Raw genomic sequence first — 17,041 nt, 5'->3', positions numbered from 1 at the left:
TAGTGACGGGCACCGCATCCTCTCCCCCGCCGCAACGGCGAGCGACCCCCGCCGCGGAGGCCGGCGGTGCCGGCCCGGCCTCAGGTGAGCACGGCACCGCCGGAACGCGCCGTCTCGGCTGAGCGCCGCCTCGGCGGAAGGGGAGTGCGCGGCCCGCACTCGGAATGGCGCCCCCTTGGGCGTTGCCGCAGGGACGCGCTACGCGCGCGCGATCGTCTCGTGGTGGCGGATGACCTCGGCGATGATGAAGTTCAGGAACTTCTCCGCGAACGCGGGGTCGAGTTTGGCGTTCTCGGCCAGTTCGCGGAGGCGGGCGATCTGGCGGGCCTCGCGGGCCGGGTCGGCGGGGGGCAGTTTGTGGGCGGCCTTGAGGTGGCCGACCTGCTGGGTGGCCTTGAAGCGCTCGGCGAGCATGTGGATCACCGCTGCGTCGATGTTGTCGATGCTGTCGCGCAGCCGGCCGAGCTCGGCGCGTACGGACTCGTCCATGGAACTGTTGCTCATGGTCACCGAGCCTATGCGGACGGACGGGGTGCGATCACCGGTGGGTGGTCCGGATCGGGGATCCGGGCGCTCCAGCCGCCGGGCACGGCGCGTCCCTGCCGGGCGCGGAAGCGGACGGGCGCGGTGCCGACGCGGCGGGTGAAGAGGCGGCTGAAGTAGGCGGGGTCGGCGTAGCCGACGCGGCGGGCGACGGCGGCGACGGGCAGTTCGGTGGCGGCGAGGAGTTCTTTGGCGCGGCCGAGGCGGATGCCGAGGAGGTAGTCCTTGGGGCTGCAGCCGGCTCCGCGGCGGACCGCGGCGCGGAGTTCGGCGGTGGTCATGCCGTGCCGGGCGGCGTGCTGGGCGACGGTGAGGGGGAGGAAGGCGTCCCGGGCGAGGGCCTGGAGGACGGGTTCGCCGCCGGGGGTGGTGTCTGCTCGTGCCCGGCGCAGGGCCACGAGCAGTTCGTGGACGGCCGCCGAGGTTTCGAGTTCCAGGAGGGGGTTGCCGCGGCGTGCCGCGCGGGCGATGCGGTGGACGGCGGTGTGTGCGGCGGTGGTGTCGGTGAGAGGGACGAGGGGCCGGTGGGGTTCGATGCAGCCCAGTTCGGTGTAGGCGCTGACGGCGGGGCCGGTGAAGTCGACGAAGGCCTCGTCCCAGCCGGTGCCGCCGGCGGCGCCGTAGTGGTGAGGGACGCCGGGGGCCAGCCAGAGGAGCGCGGGCGCGGTCACGGTGCGGGTGCGGCCGTCGGGGGTGCGGAGCCAGCCGCTGCCGGCGTGGATGACGACGGCGACGTGGTGGTCGAGGGTGCGGGGTCCGACGGGCGGCAGTGCCCCGTGCTGGAGGCCCACGCCGAGGCAGACGAGGCCGAGCCGGTGGTGGACGGGGCCGGGGCTGAAGTAGCGCATCCATGTCTGGTACATGGGTCCCGGCCTCCCGCGGTGTCGGCGCCGTGGGCCGATCTTCGCGCATGGCGGTGCGGTTCACCAGAGTGCTTCACCGGAGCGCTTCACGGGGTCTCGCCCGTCTCCTCGTTCGTCTCGTAGACCGTGAAGCCGTCCAGGACGAACTCGGCCGTGCCGCTGTCGCCGGTCTTGCGCAGCCCCACCCACGCCTCGCCCGTCTCCGGCGCGGTGAACTCGTACGTGTGGGTGGTGGGGGTGTGGGCGGCGGGCAGGGGCGTGCGCTGCAGTTCGCGGCTGCCGGGGGTGTCCGCGCCGGTGATCCAGGCGTACTGGCCGGCGGTCTCGTTCTCGTAGCGGAACTCGATGCGGTAGCGGCGTCCGGGCCGGAAGCGCACGGTGTGGGGGACGGTGCGGTAGACGAGCCCGGTGTTCTCGCCGCGCGACTTCAGGGACTGGGTGCCGTCGATGACGTCGTCGACGGCCTTGCCGTTCCAGCCGCGCTGCGTGTAGGGCGCGTGCCGCTGGGCGATGTGCGTGCGGGGGTCGGTGGTGCCGCCCGCGTCGCCTTTGACGAAGGGTCCCCAGCCTTGGGGGACGTTCTCGAAGTCCTCGAAGAGGAGGGCGCCGGGGCGTTCGGTCTGCCGCCCGGCGGCCACGACCCGCAGTGCGTCGAACCGTACGCGCGCGCTGCCCGCGGCGACGCTCAGGGTGAGGGTGACGGGCCCGCCGCCCGGTGGCACGGTGAAGCGGGTGAACATCCGCTGGAAGCGGGTGCCGTGCTTGCGGTCGGCGGCCACGTGGTTGCCGGCGGTGGAGGTGTCCGTCCAGTTGGCGGCGGTGACGCCGTCGGCGGTGCGGACCTCCAGGGCGGACCGGCGCCGCTCCCCCGCGGCGGCGCCGATCTCGACCTGCACGGAGGCGGCGTACGTGCCGGGTCCGAGCCGGGCGAGCCGCTGTCCGACCGTGGCCGCCGCTCCGGCGCGGATGACGAGCTCCCAGTCGCCGAGCGGGCTGCGCTCGACGGCCGCGGGGCCGGTGACCTGCCAGCCGTCGAGGCTGCCGGAGTGGAAGCCGGGGTCGTGCAGCGGTGTGCCTTCGCCCCATGCGGGCCGCGGGGAGCGGCCGTGGCCGCGGGTGAGGACGTACGGCTGTCCGGCCGTGGCCTCGATCGTGACCTCGCCGCCGCGGACGGGCAGTTCGACCGGGTCGGTGCGGCCCTGGTCGGTGAGCCGGTGGAGGACGACGGTGGTGCGGCCGGACCAGCCGCGGGGCAGGTGCCAGCGGGTGGTGCCGCCGGTGGGGTTGTAGTGGTAGAGCTTGGCGGGGTCGAGGGCCTCGCGCGGTTCCCAGGGCAGCAGGTAGAGCCCGCCCTTGTAGACGAGGCGGCCGTCGGTGGTGATGGTGCGGGTGCCGTCGGCGTCGCTGACGGTGGTGCGCGCCGGGCCCTCGAAGGTGATCTCGTGGTCGGCCCAGGTGCGGACGGGGTGGGCCTGGAGGTATTTGGCCGGAAGGTTCTCGGTCCAGATCAGGCGGTGGAAGGGGGCCCAGTCGGTCTTGCCCTGCCAGCCCTCGAAGGTCCCGAGCTTGGCTGTGCCGAGGAGGGGCCACTTGTCGGCGAAGACGTCCTTGTGGTGGTGATGGAGGAAGCGGATGAGGCGGGAGTTGATGCCGCGCGAGGTGTCGGGCCCGTAGTCGGTCTCGTTCGCCCAGTGCGACCAGAGGCTGGAGCGTTCCAGGCCGTGGCCCCATTCGGTGGCGATCTGCCAGCCCTGGTCGCGCAGGGCGCGCTGCAGCCGGTCGGAGTTCCAGCCGGACTCGCGGAAGACGTCGATGTAGAGGGTGGTGAGGGCGGGGTCGGTCTCGGCGCGCAGCTGCCGGAAGCGGCGGACGACGTCGCCGGACAGGAGGTCGCGGCGGGCGTCGATCTTGTACGACTGGTCGAGCCAGTCCCACTGCTTGTTGCCCGCGTCGACGAGGGTCTCGGAGAAGGCGTGGGCGACGGGGTAGGACTCGGTGGTGTTCACGTGCACGGCGAAGTCGCTGTTCCACTTCTTTCCGGCGCGCAGCAGGGTGTTGAGGTCGGTGAGGCCGCCGGCGCGGGTGTTGTGGTTGCCGCCGTAGTCGGGGTGAGCGGAGTCGTGGCCCTCGGACTGGTAGCCCTTGAGGAGAGTGAACTGGCGCAGGCCGTCCGTGGCGAGGGCGATCCGTTTGACGTTGTCGAGGGTGGCGAGGAAGGGGTTCGTGGCCTGGCTGGCGAAGTTGAAGGGGATGTGGGGGACGACGCGGAGGTGCTGGTCGGCGGCGCCGAGCGGCGCGGTCATGACGTCGCGCAGGGCGATGGCGGCGTCCTGCCAGTCGGCTCGGCCGTCGCCGTTGCGGTCGCGGGTGACGACGATGGTGGCGCGGGGCAGGGGCTCGGTGTCGGTGACGGGCGCGCCGGCGGCGCGGTGGGTCCACTGGCCGCAGGTGATCCGGGCCTCGGTCCCGTAGGGCCGGGTGCGGGTCTGCCGGCGGAGGCGGCCGTTCTCCCAGGCGGTGGCGGCGTCCGGGCGGTCCTGGACTGTGTTGGTGTCGATGGCGGCGGCGAGCCGGCCGGTGCTGACGACGGCGTAGGCGCAGCCGATGGGCGCCTCGTCGGCGGGCGTGTCCGGGCCGGGGCGGACGAGGGTGTCGCCGTTCTTCGCCTTGTCGAGCTGGATGCGGGCGGCGAGGAGTTCGGCGCCGGGCTGGGTGCTGCGGACGCTGAGCAGGGCGAGGCCGGGGATGCGGAGGGTGCCGATGCGCAGGCCGGGGTTCTCGGTGATGCGGGTGACGTGCCAGTCGACGCGCGTGCCGGTGACGCGGATCTCGACATCGATGCGGGTGCCGCCGGTGAGGGTGAGGGCGTACGCGGCGCGGTCGCCGCGGATGGTGGAGGTGACGTGGGGGGTGTGTTCCTTCTCGTCCACGAGCAGGGAGGTGACCGGGTCCTCCTGGCCGTGGACGACGTCTCCGGTGGTGCGGTCGGTGTAGGAGATGACGTAGGGGAAGGTGGTGCCGACGCGGACGTCGAGGCCGGTGGAGCGCAGGACGGCGTCGGCCCGTGCGGGCGCGGCGGCGGCCGTCCCGGCGAGTCCGGTGAGCCCGGTGAGTGCGGCGAGGCCGGCGGCGGCGCCCGTGGTGACCACGGCGCGGCGGGTGGGGGTGCGCGGGGCCGTGGGGGTGCGCGGGGCCGCGTCGTCCGCCCTGCGGTCCTCGCCCGCCCGGCGGCCCTCTCCCGCCCTGCGGTCCTCGCCCGCTCTGTCCTCGTCCGCCCTGTCCTCATCCACTCCGCGGTCCTCCTCGGTACCGATGGCCACGGGCACAGGGTGGAGGGCGGGGGCCGTGGCGCCCATGGACAAAAGTGGTACGGGTATTGGACTCCTGTCCGCGGCGGGCAGGATCAGCTCATGATCGCGAAGCTGATGTATCCCGTCGTCGACTGTCCCGACCCGGCCGCGCTGGCCGGCTTCTACGCCCGGATCCTGGACTGGGAGGTGGACGCCGCCGAGCCGTCCTGGGTGTGGCTGACATCTCCCGCGGGCGAGCGGATCGCCTTCCAGGAGGCGAAGGACCACCGGCCGCCGCGCTGGCCCGACCCGGCCTTCCCGCAGCAGTTCCACCTGGACTTCGAGGTGGACACGCGGGAGGACGTGGAGCGGGCGCGGGGCGAGGTGATCGCGCTGGGGGCGGAGTTCCTGCACGACAGCGGCGGCAAGGAGAAGGGCTTCCTGGTGTTCAACGACCCCGCGGGGCACCCCTTCTGCCTCTGCTTCGGGCAGTCGCTGTAGCGGCGGCGGCCGTCAGGTGTCGCACTCCAGCACCGACCGGCACAGCCCGCACCGCACCCGTACGCTCCCCCGCACCGGCACCCGGATCCGCTGGTGGCACGTGGGGCACGGGAAGCTCACCCGCAGCGGGTCGTGGCCCTCGAAGGCGTAGCCCCAGCCGGAGGGGTCGCTGCGCCGGGCGTTCTGGACGGCGCGGCGGTCGCGGGCGTAGCGGTGGCGGCCGAGCCGTCCGGCCGCGGCGAGCGGGGGCCGGCGGCCGTCGCGCCGCGCCTCCGCGAGGCCCTTGACGTACGCGTCGTACGCCTGGGGGCTGGTGAACCACGGGGCGGGGTCCTCTCCGAAGGCCAGCGCCCGCTTGGCGAGGACGTAGCCGAACTCCTCCGGGGTGAGGTAGCCGAGCTTCTGCGTGGAGACCGCCGACTCGCGGTAGGCGTCGAGGAGCAGCCAGCCCGCCCCGAGGTAGGCCGTCGCGGTGTCGGTGAGGATCTCGTTGTCGCGGGTGCCGGGGAAGGCGAGGCCGAGCCGGTGCAGATAGACGTGCATGACCTCGTGGGAGAGGGCGGCGCCGATGTCCTTGCGGTGGGTCTTGAAGCGGGAGTTGAGCTCGATGAAGTACTCGGGCCCGGCGGCGAGCTCGACGCTTCCCGCGTGCCGCATGTCGCGGAAGCTGACGATCATCCGGGCGTCCGGCAGGCGCAGGTGGCGCACCATCGCGCCGGCGACGCGCTGCACGCCGAGGTAGGGGTTCTCGTCGTCGTCGAAGGCGACGTCGGCCGGGGGCACGCTGAGCTCGAAGGTGTGCACCGTGTCGTAGGAGAGGCGCTTGTAGAGCGCGGTGATCGCGGTGCGGACGGTCTCGATGTGCGGGTAGCCGTGCACGATCTCTACGCCGTTTCCGGCTCCGGTCCCGGTGCCCACGCGTGACCACCCCCTGGGGTCCCCCTGCCGGCCGCTGCGCCCCTCCCTCCACTGTACGGGGGCGGTGCGGGGCTGCGGCAGACCGTGGTGCCGGCGGTACGGCTGGCCGAAACGGGGTGCTTGTCGCACGTTCGTTCGCTGCTCATAATCGCACCGCGCAGCGAAGGCTCGATTCCGGTAATCGGACGACCGGGATTGTCATGGGCCTGACATTCGCGCGTAACCTCCCACGAAAGGAAGACCCTTGCGTTCCTTCCTCTTCCTCGGCACGCTCAGGAGAACCCTCGCCGCCGGCGCCGCGGCGGTCGCCGCGCTCACCCTCACCGCCGGAGCCGCCCTCGCCGACGGCCCGCGCGACCCGCGCCCGCGCGAGGGCGTCGTCGGCGGCACGCAGGCCCAGCAGGGCGAGTTCCCGTGGATGGTGCGGCTGTCCATGGGCTGCGGCGGCGCGCTCTACACGAAGCAGATCGTCCTCACCGCCGCCCACTGCGTCGGCGGCAGCGGCGCCAACACCTCCATCACGGCCACCGCCGGAGTCGCCGACCTCAACTCGCCGCAGGCCATCAAGGTCAAGTCCACCCAGGTCATCCAGGCGCCCGGCTACAACGGCTCCGGCAAGGACTGGGCGCTGATCAAGCTCGCCCGGCCGGTCGACCTGCCCACGCTCAAGACCGCCGACAGCGACGCGTACAACAACGGCACCTTCACCATCGCGGGCTGGGGCGCGGACCGCGAGGGCGGCAGCCAGCAGCGGTACCTGCTGAAGGCCACCGTGCCCTTCGTCGACGACGCCGCCTGCCAGCAGGCCTACGGCAACCTCATACCGGACGAGGAGATCTGCGCCGGATACCTCGACCAGGGCGGCGTCGACACGTGCCAGGGCGACTCCGGCGGCCCGATGTTCCGCAAGGACGGCGCGGGCGCGTGGATCCAGGTCGGCATCGTCAGCTGGGGGCAGGGCTGCGCGCGGCCGCAGTACCCCGGCGTCTACACCGAGGTGAGCACGTTCGCGGCGGACATCAGGAGCGCCGCCGTCAGCCTGGGCGGCTGACCCGGGCGAGGGGGTTTTGCCGGCCCGGCACCGTATGACTGCGCCGCACGCCCCCTCCCGCCGCAGCGGCGCGCGACCCACCACCCCGGAGCCCGGCGGTGCCGGACCGAGCGCAGTACGGCACCGCCGGCACGGCTGACCCCGGCTGATCACCGTCGCGGCGGAGGGGACGCGCCGGCCCGGCACCGTATGACTGCGCCGCACGCTCCCTCCCGCCGGAGCGGCTGAGCGCCGCTCCTCCCCCGCCGGGCCGTCCGGGTGGCGGCGGCCGCCCGGACGGCCCAATCGCGCACCCGCTTCCGAGGCCCGTCCACGCGACTCCGGTATGACGTGGGCGGGCCTTCGTCATCCTTTCGGCCGAGGCGAGAATGGTCGGACAGTCGAGGTGTGAGCGCCGTAAAGGCCCGTAACGTGAAGGTCGTGGTCCGCCGCCCGGCGGCCGCAGACCGAGCCGACCGTTACGGAAAGGGACCCCCGTGTCCGCCAAGCACCGCATCGCCGCCGTCACCGTCCTCGCCGCCGCCGTCGGCGCGGTCGCCTGGCCGACGGCCGGTGCGCTCGCCGCGGACGCCCGCTCCGCCGGCGGCAGGGACACGAGCTCCGGCCGCCCCGTCGTCGTCCGGCAGGTCCAGCTGCCCGACGGCAGCCGGGCGCAGCTGGCCTCCGGCGAGCGCGGCACGACGGTCACGGTGACCAAGCACGGCAAGCAGCGGCGCACGATCGACGCGTCCCGCCCCGCGGCCGACATCGACCGGCTCCACCTGCGTCTCCTCGGCGGGGACACCGCGAAGCCGACGCTGCGCGCGTCCCTCGACGGGGCCCAGCTGACGAACTACTACGACTTCGCCTCGGGCGCGCTGCGGCACACTCCGGACGGGGCCGAGGCCGGTGCGGCCCGCCACAAGGGCGCCAAGCACGTGTCCGGCGCCGCCGCCGGTTCCGGCCATGTCGTCACCGTGCGGGGCGGCGAGGAGCCGCAGGCCTCGCCCCGCCCGCGCGCGCTCCGCGCCGCCTCCAGCAACCCCGTCAAGCGGGTCGTCGAAGCGGGCGAGGTCATCAAGGGCCGGCACGACATCGGCGCCCCGGCCCTCGCGGGCGGCGTGGCCCTGCTCGCCCTCGGCGGCGGTGCCTACGGGGTGCGCCGTCTCGCCGCCCGCCGGGCCGGTCGCACGGGCGCCTGATCCGCGGTTGCGGCGGCCCGCGGCCCCCGCTCACATGGAGGGGCGGAGAGGCCCCGGGGAAGTCCCCCGTTCGGCGGGCACCGCCGTACGGGCAGCACAGCGCAAGGAACCGCAAGGAACGAGTATGGCGATCACCGTGGTCATCGCGGACGACCAGGAGATGGTCCGCACCGGCTTCCGCATGATCCTGGAGAGCCAGCCCGACATCGAGGTCGTCGCCGACGTCGTGGACGGCGAGGCCGCCCTCGCCGCCGTCGAGGAGCACGAGCCCGACGTGCTGCTCCTCGACATCCGCATGCCCAAGCTCGACGGCCTGGAGGTCACCCGCCGGCTGTCGGAGCGCGCGGCCGCGCGGCCGGAGCTGGGCGGGCGCCCGCGGATCGTCATCGTCACCACCTTCGACCTCGACGAATACGTGCACACCGCGCTGCGCAACGGCGCGTCCGGCTTCCTGCTGAAGGACGCGAGCCCCGCCATGCTCGTCGAGGCCGTGCACGCGGCGGCCGTGGGCGACTCCCTGATCTCGCCCGCGATCACCGTCCGCCTCCTGCGCGACATGGCCCCCGGCGGCCCGGTGGGCCCGGCGCGGGCCCCCTCCGAGCCGCTGACCGACCGCGAGGCCGACGTCGTGCGCTGTCTGGCCCGTGGTGCGACGAACGCGGAGATCGCCGCCGAGCTCTTCGTCTCGCTGTCCACGGTCAAGACCCACCTGGCCAACGTGCAGCTGAAGCTGGACGCCCGTAACCGCGTCGAGATCGCCGCCTGGGCCTGGGAGAGCGGGCTGGCCGCGGGCGGCACGTGACCAGGTGGGGCGGCTGGGCCGTCCGCCATCCCCGGGGGGCAGTCTTCGCGAAGGCCTCCCTCGGGGCCGTCCTGCTCTGTCTCGTGGGGCTGGAGGGCATCGCGCTCGCCCGGCAGCCGAGCGTGCCGCACGCCGTCGTCCTCGCCTCGGGCGTCCTGGTCTGTCTGTGCGCGGTGCCCTACGGGTGGATCCCGCTGACCGTGCGGGCGGGCGTCGCGGTCGCGGTCTCCCTGGTCGCCTCCGCCGTTCTCATGATCGGGCCGCATCCGCGCGTCGTCTGGGGCATGGGCGAGGACGTCGCCCTGCTCGTCCTCTTCACCCTCGTCGTCAGCAAGTCCTCGAACCGGGTCGCGGGCGTCCTCGGCCCGCTGCTCGCCGTCGCCGTCGTGGCCGCGCCCATGCGCGACCTCAACCCCGAGTGGTTCACGGCCCTCTTCTCGATGCTGCTGGTCGTGGTGGGCACGTACTCGCTGCTGCTGCGCGGCCACGCCGCCCAGCGCGTGCGCGACCTGACCGCGGTCCGCACCGCCGAGCGCCTGGAGCTCGCCCGCGAGCTCCACGACCTCGTCGCCCACCACATCACCGGCATCGCCGTGCAGGCCCAGGCCGCCCGCTTCACCGCGCTGGAGGGGCCCGCGGCGGCCGGTGCCTTCGAGCGCATCGAGACGTCCGCGGGCGAGGCGCTCGGCGCGATGCGCCGCCTGGTGAGCGTGTTGCGGGAGGGGGAGGCGGAGACGGAGCCGGTCGCCGGGCTGCCCGAGGTGCGCGCGCTCACGGAGGCGTTCGCGCGCACGGGGCCGCCCGTCGTCCTCTACATCGAGCAGGGGCTGGAGGACTGGATCCCCGCCGAGGTCGCGGCGGGCGTGCACCGGGTCGTCCGCGAGGCGCTCACCAACATCCGCAAGCACGCCGCCGACGCCACGGCCGTACGGATCGGCGTCCGCGGGGTGCCCGCGGGCGTCGAGCTGCGCATCGCCGACGACGGCAGGAACGCGGCCGCGCTCCCGGAGAAGGCCCGGGGCGGGGGCTTCGGCCTGGTGGGCCTGAGCGAGCGGGCGAAGGCGATGGGCGGGCTGCTGCGCGCGGGCCCGGCGCCGGAGGGCGGCTGGGAGGTCACGGCGCGCTTCCCGGTGGACCGGCGGCGGTGACCGCGCCCCGGTCCCTCACCTCACTGATCTCTCACCGGTCTCTCACCGGTCGAGGAGGGCGGGCCCTCACTTCCAGTGCTGCCGCAGGACCTTCTCCGCCGGTTTCCCGTGCGGGGTGTACGCGAGGCGGCGCGGCGTCTCGCCGGCGTCGGGCCAGTCGTCCCACATCCACCAGCAGACCCCTGCCCACCAGGGCTGTCCGTCGAGGGCGGTGAGCAGCGCCTCGTAGGCCGCGGCCTGTTCGTCCTCGCCGCCGCTCTTGCTGACGGTCCAGGAGTAGGGGGCGGTGGTGGTGCCGCGCTGGCTGACGTAGCCGGCCTCGGTGAAGAGGATCTTGCGGTGCCGGCGGGCGGAGAAGGCGGCGAGTTCGCCGGTGATGGGTTTCCAGGCGTCGCGGAGCCGGGCGGTGTCGGCGGTCGCGTGGTCGGCGAGGGGCCAGTAGGCGTCGATGCCGATGACGTCGAGGTCGTCCCAGAAGGGGACGGCGCGGTATTCGTCGTAGTTGGCGGCGTAGGTCAGCGGGCCGCGGTAGCGGGCGCGGACGGCGCTGATGACCTTGCTCCAGCGGGTGCCGTCGCGGGAGGTGCCGGCCAGTTCGGTGCCGACGGCGAGTTGTTCGGTCTTGGTGGCGGCGGCGAGTTCCGCGTAGTGGGTGATGAAGCGCTCGTAGGCGGCGAACCACGCGCCGGGGTCGCTCGGCCGGATGCCGGCCCGGTCGCCACCCTTGGCGAGGTCGACGTGGGGTTTGAGCATGACCTTGAGGCCGGTGGCGTGGGCGAGGCCGATGATGTGCCGGAGGGCGTCGTCGCCGGCGGTCTCGCCGGTGGTGTGCATGGCGGAGTCGGTGGTTCCGTCCTGGTACCAGGTGGGGGTGAAGGTCACCCAGCGGGCGCCGGTGGCGGCGATCTGCCGCAGGTAGGGCGCGGCGTCCGGGCCGGCGTAGTCGTCGGTGTTCCAGGAGGGGAGGGTGATGCCGCGCATTCCGGCCGCCTTTCCCTCGTCGGTGCGTGCGCCGGGGCCGGGCGTGGTCTCCTCGCCGGGGTCCGCGTCCCGGCCGGAGGAGCAGCCCGTGAGGCATCCGGCGAGGAGGAGGGCAGCGGTGAGCAGCGCTCCGGCCGCCCTCCTCCCGGCGTTCACTGGTTCAGGTCCGTGGGGCCGACGAAGGTGTAGCCGAGGGCCTTGATGCCCTCGATCGTCTGCTGCAGCGGCGCCAGCGGGTAGTAGGGGTGGTAGAAGAAGCTGGCCACGCCGTCGCGGACGGCCAGGTTGGCCTTGGCGGAGGCGATGAGGTCGGCGGGGAGCCGGGGCGGGTGGTTGTTGTAGGCCTCGGGCTCGTAGTTGCCGATGTTCTCGGGCAGGACGGTGGTGCCGTAGACGTCCTTGACCGCGTACGGGAAGAACTGGCCGATGTAACGGCTGTTGTCCGGTGTGCCACCGGTGAGCGTGCCGGCGAAGTACAACGAGCGCTCCAGGCGGGCGGAGTAGTTCTGGCCGAGGACACGGTAGTCGGTGGCGGACGCCGCGTAGTGCGGAGTGGTCCACAAGGCCGGTTTGGGCAGCCCGGCGGCGGCGAATCCGGCCAGGGCCTGGGTGACCCGGGTCTGGGCCCAGGCGGTGGAGTCCTCCGCGGGGGGCCCGTCGAGGACGACGTTGTTCGCCGTGTCGACGTGGGCGCGGAAGAACTCGAAGTCGTCGCCGGTGACGCCGTTGTAGGGGTTGTTCGCCGTGCCGTACTGGTGGGTGTAGCCGTGGTTCATCAGGACGGCGCCGTTGGCGAGCATGTTCTTGATCTCGGTGACGACGGGCTGTGCCTGGGCGAGGGTGATGGTCTCGGGGGTGCCGTTGTTGTAGACGCCCTTGGGGTCGGTGTAGACGGGGATGACGTTGATGCCGTACGGGATCTTCTGTGTCTTGAGGTAGTTGGCGATGGTCCGCAGCTGGGCCGGGTCGGACTTGGGGCTGATGTCCTCCAGGCGGACGAAGGCCCGGTGGCGCTCGGTGGTCGAGGGCGCGAGGGCGTCGAAGAGGAGGTCCTCGAAGACGATGACGCGGTCGCTCTCGGAGACGTACGCGAAGGGGATCTCACCGAGGTAGGTGAGGTTCGCGGAGCGGATCGCCCAGGGGCTGGTGGCGCCGGAGGTGCCGTCCTTGGCCACGGCGAGGGTGGTGACGGCCGGGTAGCCGGGGCCGGTGAGGAGGGCGGGGTGGAGCACGCCGCCGTCCTGGCCTGCGGGGATCTGCCGGGTCAGCTGCTGGTTCTTGTACGTGACCTGGTTGATGTTGCCGATGGAACCGCCGCTCTCGTAGAACGAGTTGGTGGGGTCCCAGCCGTACTTCTGCTTGAACTGCGTGACGCCGACGGCGTTGGCCATGTTCCAGATGTTGTCGCCGATCCAGGTGACGGGCCGGCTGGTGGCCATGGCGTCCTGGTAGAAGGCGGCGGGGACGGCGTCGGGGACGGTGCCCCCGTAGTAGGTCGAGCCGAGGTAGACGGTGGCCGTGTACTGGTTGACCATGCCGGCGGTGTAGGCCGAGACGGGCTTGGCGGTGACGGCGGCGAAGTGGCCCGCGAGGTTGGCGGTGGCCATGGCGTAGAGCTCGCCCAGTTGCCCGTAGGGGCCGGTGGTGTCGTAGAGGACGAGGGCCGAGGTGCCGGCGGGCGCGGCGAGCGTGCTCGCGGTGGCGGCCTTCGTGACGGGCGCCGGGGTGACCGTGAGGGCCCCCGTGCGGCGCAGCCGGTCGTAGGCGAGGCGGGCCTTCGCCGCGGCGGTGAGGTCCTTCTTGCTCTCCGGGGAGAGCGCGAGCGGGTTCACGGCGTCGGTGCTGCGCGGCTTGGGGCGGGATATCGCGGCCCCGGCGGTCCAGGAAAACAGGATGCCGCCCAGCAGGGCGGCGAGGAGCACGGCGACGGCGGAGATCCGGACTTTCCCGGATCTCCCTCGCTGGTTCTGCATGGAATTCCCCCTGGTAATGCTGCGGTCGCCACCCCCGTTCCGTCAGGGGCCCGACAGTCGCCAGATTCTTCTGGCGAGGAACGATGCATGTCAATAGACAACTTCGGTCCCGAGCGGGCAGTTCCGTGCAGATGCGCTGGTGCAGACCAGAAATCACACCCGTCACATCCGACCGTGATCAGGCATAACGACCGGTAGGTTCTTCGAATTTGAGATTCCGCTCCAACAATAGTCACCAAGTCCGACAGTATTACCTGTCTTATCTGATACCTTCCCTGCGCATGCCTTGCCTCGTCATCGAGAGGCGCAAGAGGCGCAATTCGGGGGGAACTCATGTACGGAAAACCCGCTCTGGGCTCCGTCCTGCCCATGGCCGGGCTGACGGCGGCGCCTGAAGTGCTTCCGGGCATTCCTTTTGCCAAAGGACTGCAGGAAGCCGCCGGGGCCGGATTCCTGCTCTACTGCACGGCCGCGCTCGTCATCATCGCCGCCAAACTCTGGTTCGCCGTCCGCAACACGCCCGACCACAGCGCGCCGGCCCCCGGCGCACCGGCCGGGCCCAGCGGTGACCTGCCTTGACCAGCGAGGTCCTGCTGGGATCCGCCATCGCGATCATCGTGATGGCGGGCTGCTACAACACCACGATGTTCCTGCTCTCCCGGCGCCGCGTCCGCCGCGTCCGGGGCCCCCGCCACAAACGGCTGTACGTCTTTCTCCTCGCCTGCCTGAACGAGGAAAAGGTTCTCGCGGAGAGCCTTGCCCGGATCACTGCCCTGCCCGCAGGCAATTTCCTGGCCCTGGTGATCGACGACGCGTCCGACGACGGCACCGCCGGCATCGCCCGCGCCGCCGACCCCGAGCGCGTCCGCCTCCTGCAGCGCACCCTGCCGAACGCCCGCCGCGGCAAGGGCGCCGCCCTCAACGCCGGAATCCGCCACCTCCGCGAGTCGGGCCTCATGGACGGCTACGACCCGCACGACGTCATCGTCTGCGTCGTCGACGCCGACGGCCGCCTCGACGAACACGTGGTCCAGTCCGTCGACCCCTTCTTCGACAATCCGCGCGTCGGCGCCACCCAGGTCGGCGTCCGCATGTACAACCGCCACCAGGGCCTCCTGGCCCGGCTCCAGGACATGGAATTCGTCATCTACGGCGATATCTTCCAGTGCGCCCGGCGCTATATCGGCAGCGTCGGAATGGGCGGCAACGGACAGTTCATGCGGCTCGCCGCGCTCGACTCCCTCGCCGTCCCCGGCGCGGAGGCCGGGCCCTGGAGCGACTCGCTCACCGAGGACCTCGACCTCGGGGTCCGGCTCATCGCCCGCGGCTGGACCAACCAGCACTGCACCGCGGCCGCGGTCTCGCAGCAGGCCGTGCTCGACGTCCGCCGCCTGGTGCGCCAGCGCTCGCGCTGGTTCCAGGGTCACCTGCAGTCGGCGGGGCTGGTGCCGCTGATCCTGCGCTCCGTCCCCACCCGCGCCGCCGTCGACCTGCTGTACCACCTCTCCAGCCCGGTCCTCATCCTGCTCACCTCACTGCTGCCGCTGTCCTTCCTGGTCGCGGTGGCCGGCACCGTCATCGGCTCCGTCCAGGCCGGACGCCCGCTGATCACCCCGATGTGGATCATCGGCCCGTACGTGCTGTCCTTCACGGCGGCCTACGCGTACGGCTTCGTCTACCGCCGGCGCGAGCGCGGCCTCGGGCTCCTGCGCTCGATCCTGCTCTCGCACGTCTTCATCTTCTACGGCTACATCTGGTTCGCCGCCGGCTGGTGGGGCCTGTGGCGGATGCTCACCGGCAAGCAGACGTGGCTGAAGACCGCGCGCACCTGAAACCGCTCCCGCTCCGCTCACTCGTCAGGCCCTTCCCAGGGAGAACCATGTCCGCTGACCTCATCACCGCGCCCGTACGCGCCATGCTCGTGCTGGGCACCCGACCCGAGGCCATCAAACTCGCGCCCGTGGCCCGTGCCATGGCGCTCTCCCCGCTCTTCGAACCGCTCGTCGTCACCACCGGCCAGCACCGCGAGATGCTCCACCAGATGCTGGGCCTCCTGCGCGTCCCGGTCCACACCCAGCTCGACGTCATGCGCGACCGGCAGCAGCTGTCCACGCTCACCGCCCGCCTCGTGGACGGCCTCGGCGAGGTCGTCCGGGCCGAGCGCCCCGACCTCGTCGTCGTCCAGGGCGACACCACCACCGCCCTGACCGGCGCCCTCGCCGCCTTCTACGAGCACGTCCCCATCGCCCACGTCGAGGCGGGGCTGCGCACCGGCGTCCTCGACAACCCCTTCCCCGAGGAGCTCAACCGCCGCCTGATAGGCCGGATGGCGCGCTGGCACTTCGCTCCCACGCAGCGGGCCGCGGACCACCTGACGGCCGAAGGCGTCCCCGGCGCCGAGGTGTTCACCACCGGCAACACCGTCATCGACAACCTGCTGTGGGTGCTGGAGGAGGGCACCGGGCAGAGCCTCTTCCGCACCCGCCTGCGGCGCGTGCTCGTCACGCTGCACCGCCGCGAGAACCAGGGCGCCGTGATGCGCTCCATGGGCCGGGCCCTGCGGCGGCTCGCCGACCGGGGCGACGTGGAGATGGTGCTGCCGCTCCACAAGAGCCCCGCCGTCCGCGAGGCGCTCCTGCCCGAGCTGACGGACCACCCGCACATCGAGATCGCCGAGCCGCTCGGCTACCTCGACTTCTCCGCCACCCTCGCCGCCTGCGACCTGGTCCTCACCGACTCCGGCGGCATCCAGGAGGAGGCGCCCACCCTCGGCAAGCCCGCCCTCGTCCTGCGCACGACCACCGAGCGCCCCGAGGCCGTCGAGGCCGGGGCGGCCCGGCTCGTGGGCACCGAACCCGAGGCCATCCTGGAGGCCGCCGTCCACCTTTTGGATGATCCTGCCGCGTACGCGCGGATGGCCACGGCGGGCAATCCCTTCGGGGACGGCCACGCCACCGACCGCATCATCGCCCAGCTCGCGGAGGACTTCGGTGCCGACGCGGACGACGGCGACGCCGCCGAGCTGGTCACCACCCGCACCGAGGGGCCGGGGTCATACTCGACGGCATGACGAGAGTTCAGCGGCTGCTCGGTCTCGCACTGCTCGCCGCCCTCGCGGTGGCGGGCGCCGTTCTCGCGGTGAGCAGCCTCCTGTCCGGTGACGAGGCGCCGGAACGGCCGTGGGCCGAGGGATCGGTCCACGGCCCGTGGCGGTCGGTCTTCGACGGCCACGGCGAGAACATCGGCCGCCACGACGGCCTCTTCCTCTCCCCCCGGCCCTCCCGCGTGCCGGACGAGACCCACGCCGGGCTGATCGTCTCCACGGAACGCTTCGTGGACGTGGACTTCGAGGCGCGCATGCGGACCGTCGCCCAGCTGCGCACGCCCGAGCCCAACCCGTGGGAGGTGCCGTGGCTGCTGTGGGCGTACACGGACCCCGAGCACTTCTACTACATCACCCTCAAGCCGAACGGCTGGGAGCTCGGCAAGCGCGACCCCGCCTACGGGGGCGGGCAGCGCTTCCTCGCGACCGGCCAGGGGCGGTTCCCCATCGGCGCGTGGTCGGCGGTGCGGGTGGCGCAGCGCGGGGCGCGCATGGAGGTGAGCGTCGACGGGCGGGGGCTGGTCGCCTACGAGGACCGGGAGCGCCCGTACCGGAAGGGCAGCGTGGGGGTCTACACCGAGGACGCGAAGGTGGAGTTCCGCGACCTGATGGTGCACCCGACGGAGTAGCGGGCATGACAGCGCGGCGCCTGCCACCTGTGGTCGGGGTGGGGCAGGCGCCGCGAGC

At 72.7% G+C, this 17,041-nt stretch carries 15 protein-coding genes; 9 read left to right on the top strand and 6 right to left on the bottom strand.

The annotated features are described in order from the left end of the window. Positions 1 to 198: 198 nt before the first annotated feature. The 3 genes from B7P34_RS18465 to B7P34_RS18455 form a co-directional block, all read right to left on the bottom strand. Entirely contained in the window at positions 199 to 504 is a 306-nt protein-coding gene (locus B7P34_RS18465; RefSeq protein ID WP_030364772.1) for a chorismate mutase, read from the bottom strand. A gap of 11 nt (positions 505 to 515) precedes the next feature. After that, positions 516 to 1,406, bottom strand: a complete 891-nt coding sequence (locus B7P34_RS18460; RefSeq protein WP_106677868.1) for a helix-turn-helix domain-containing protein — start codon at positions 1,404 to 1,406, stop codon at positions 516 to 518. Between the two features lie 86 nt (positions 1,407 to 1,492). Continuing rightward, complete coding sequence (locus B7P34_RS18455; RefSeq protein ID WP_223267979.1) at positions 1,493 to 4,726, bottom strand: endo-alpha-N-acetylgalactosaminidase family protein; 3,234 nt, start codon at positions 4,724 to 4,726, stop codon at positions 1,493 to 1,495. Positions 4,727 to 4,816: 90 nt separating this feature from the next. Here B7P34_RS18455 and B7P34_RS18450 point away from each other — a divergent pair, with 90 nt between their 5' ends. Further along, a complete protein-coding gene (locus tag B7P34_RS18450) occupies positions 4,817 to 5,197 on the top strand; it encodes a VOC family protein (protein WP_106677866.1) in 381 nt (126 codons plus the stop codon). 12 nt (positions 5,198 to 5,209) lie between these two features. Here the strand turns inward: B7P34_RS18450 and B7P34_RS18445 are convergent, their stop codons facing one another. Further along, a complete protein-coding gene (locus B7P34_RS18445; RefSeq protein WP_106677865.1) occupies positions 5,210 to 6,115 on the bottom strand; it encodes a hypothetical protein in 906 nt (301 codons plus the stop codon). Between the two features lie 244 nt (positions 6,116 to 6,359). Between B7P34_RS18445 and B7P34_RS18440 the strand changes: the two genes are divergently transcribed. The 4 genes from B7P34_RS18440 to B7P34_RS18425 all read left to right on the top strand — a co-directional run bounded on the left by B7P34_RS18440 (position 6,360) and on the right by B7P34_RS18425 (position 10,297). After that, entirely contained in the window at positions 6,360 to 7,166 is an 807-nt protein-coding gene (locus B7P34_RS18440; RefSeq protein WP_106677863.1) for a S1 family peptidase, read from the top strand. A 476-nt stretch (positions 7,167 to 7,642) separates the two neighbouring features. After that, positions 7,643 to 8,347, top strand: coding sequence for a hypothetical protein (locus B7P34_RS18435; protein WP_106677862.1), 705 nt, complete (start codon positions 7,643 to 7,645; stop codon positions 8,345 to 8,347). Between the two features lie 124 nt (positions 8,348 to 8,471). After that, complete coding sequence (locus tag B7P34_RS18430; protein WP_106677860.1) at positions 8,472 to 9,149, top strand: response regulator; 678 nt, start codon at positions 8,472 to 8,474, stop codon at positions 9,147 to 9,149. Beyond that, complete coding sequence (locus B7P34_RS18425; protein ID WP_106677859.1) at positions 9,146 to 10,297, top strand: sensor histidine kinase; 1,152 nt, start codon at positions 9,146 to 9,148, stop codon at positions 10,295 to 10,297. The genes B7P34_RS18430 and B7P34_RS18425 overlap by 4 nt, the downstream gene beginning before the upstream one ends. Positions 10,298 to 10,363: 66 nt before the next feature. Here B7P34_RS18425 and B7P34_RS18420 read toward each other — a convergent pair whose 3' ends face one another. Together B7P34_RS18420 and B7P34_RS18415 are read right to left on the bottom strand one after the other, a co-directional pair. After that, positions 10,364 to 11,434, bottom strand: coding sequence for a glycoside hydrolase family 113 (locus tag B7P34_RS18420; RefSeq protein WP_106677858.1), 1,071 nt, complete (start codon positions 11,432 to 11,434; stop codon positions 10,364 to 10,366). Next, the gene (locus tag B7P34_RS18415; protein WP_106677857.1) at positions 11,431 to 13,251 is read right to left on the bottom strand and encodes a DUF2334 domain-containing protein; all 1,821 of its coding nucleotides are present in this window, start codon (positions 13,249 to 13,251) and stop codon (positions 11,431 to 11,433) included. Before B7P34_RS18415 ends, B7P34_RS18420 begins: the two co-directional genes overlap by 4 nt. A gap of 369 nt (positions 13,252 to 13,620) precedes the next feature. Between B7P34_RS18415 and B7P34_RS18410 the strand changes: the two genes are divergently transcribed. From B7P34_RS18410 to B7P34_RS18395, 4 genes are read left to right on the top strand one after another with little or no spacing between them, the layout of a single operon-like run. Further along, complete coding sequence (locus B7P34_RS18410; RefSeq protein ID WP_146166849.1) at positions 13,621 to 13,830, top strand: hypothetical protein; 210 nt, start codon at positions 13,621 to 13,623, stop codon at positions 13,828 to 13,830. Then, the gene (locus tag B7P34_RS18405; protein ID WP_106677853.1) at positions 13,827 to 15,083 is read left to right on the top strand and encodes a glycosyltransferase family 2 protein; all 1,257 of its coding nucleotides are present in this window, start codon (positions 13,827 to 13,829) and stop codon (positions 15,081 to 15,083) included. Before B7P34_RS18410 ends, B7P34_RS18405 begins: the two co-directional genes overlap by 4 nt. A 47-nt stretch (positions 15,084 to 15,130) precedes the next feature. Next, positions 15,131 to 16,321 carry a non-hydrolyzing UDP-N-acetylglucosamine 2-epimerase gene (gene wecB / locus B7P34_RS18400; RefSeq protein WP_223267978.1) on the top strand — a complete coding sequence of 397 codons (1,191 nt, stop codon included), beginning with the start codon at positions 15,131 to 15,133 and terminating at the stop codon, positions 16,319 to 16,321. After that, positions 16,318 to 16,983: a family 16 glycoside hydrolase gene (locus B7P34_RS18395; RefSeq protein ID WP_106677851.1), complete on the top strand. Its 666-nt coding sequence runs from the start codon at positions 16,318 to 16,320 to the stop codon at positions 16,981 to 16,983. Before wecB ends, B7P34_RS18395 begins: the two co-directional genes overlap by 4 nt. The last annotated feature ends 58 nt before the right edge of the window (positions 16,984 to 17,041 follow it).

The sequence above is a fragment of the Streptosporangium nondiastaticum genome (genome assembly GCF_003011965.1).
Classification (GTDB): Bacteria; Actinomycetota; Actinomycetes; order Streptomycetales; family Streptomycetaceae; genus Streptomyces; species Streptomyces nondiastaticus.
Note: the sequence above shows the minus strand (reverse complement) of the source record. Positions and strands in the feature narration are given on the sequence as shown.

Excerpts from the sequence above, each read along its gene's own strand:
- B7P34_RS18465 (WP_030364772.1), bottom strand. The coding sequence starts at position 504 with ATGAGCAACAGTTCCATGGACGAGTCCGTACGCGCCGAGCTCGGCCGG.
- B7P34_RS18460 (WP_106677868.1), bottom strand. The coding sequence starts at position 1,406 with ATGTACCAGACATGGATGCGCTACTTCAGCCCCGGCCCCGTCCACCAC.
- B7P34_RS18450 (WP_106677866.1), top strand. The coding sequence starts at position 4,817 with ATGATCGCGAAGCTGATGTATCCCGTCGTCGACTGTCCCGACCCGGCC.
- B7P34_RS18430 (WP_106677860.1), top strand. The coding sequence starts at position 8,472 with ATGGCGATCACCGTGGTCATCGCGGACGACCAGGAGATGGTCCGCACC.
- B7P34_RS18415 (WP_106677857.1), bottom strand. The coding sequence starts at position 13,251 with ATGCAGAACCAGCGAGGGAGATCCGGGAAAGTCCGGATCTCCGCCGTC.
- B7P34_RS18410 (WP_146166849.1), top strand. The coding sequence starts at position 13,621 with ATGGCCGGGCTGACGGCGGCGCCTGAAGTGCTTCCGGGCATTCCTTTT.
- wecB (WP_223267978.1), top strand. The coding sequence starts at position 15,131 with ATGTCCGCTGACCTCATCACCGCGCCCGTACGCGCCATGCTCGTGCTG.
- B7P34_RS18395 (WP_106677851.1), top strand. The coding sequence starts at position 16,318 with ATGACGAGAGTTCAGCGGCTGCTCGGTCTCGCACTGCTCGCCGCCCTC.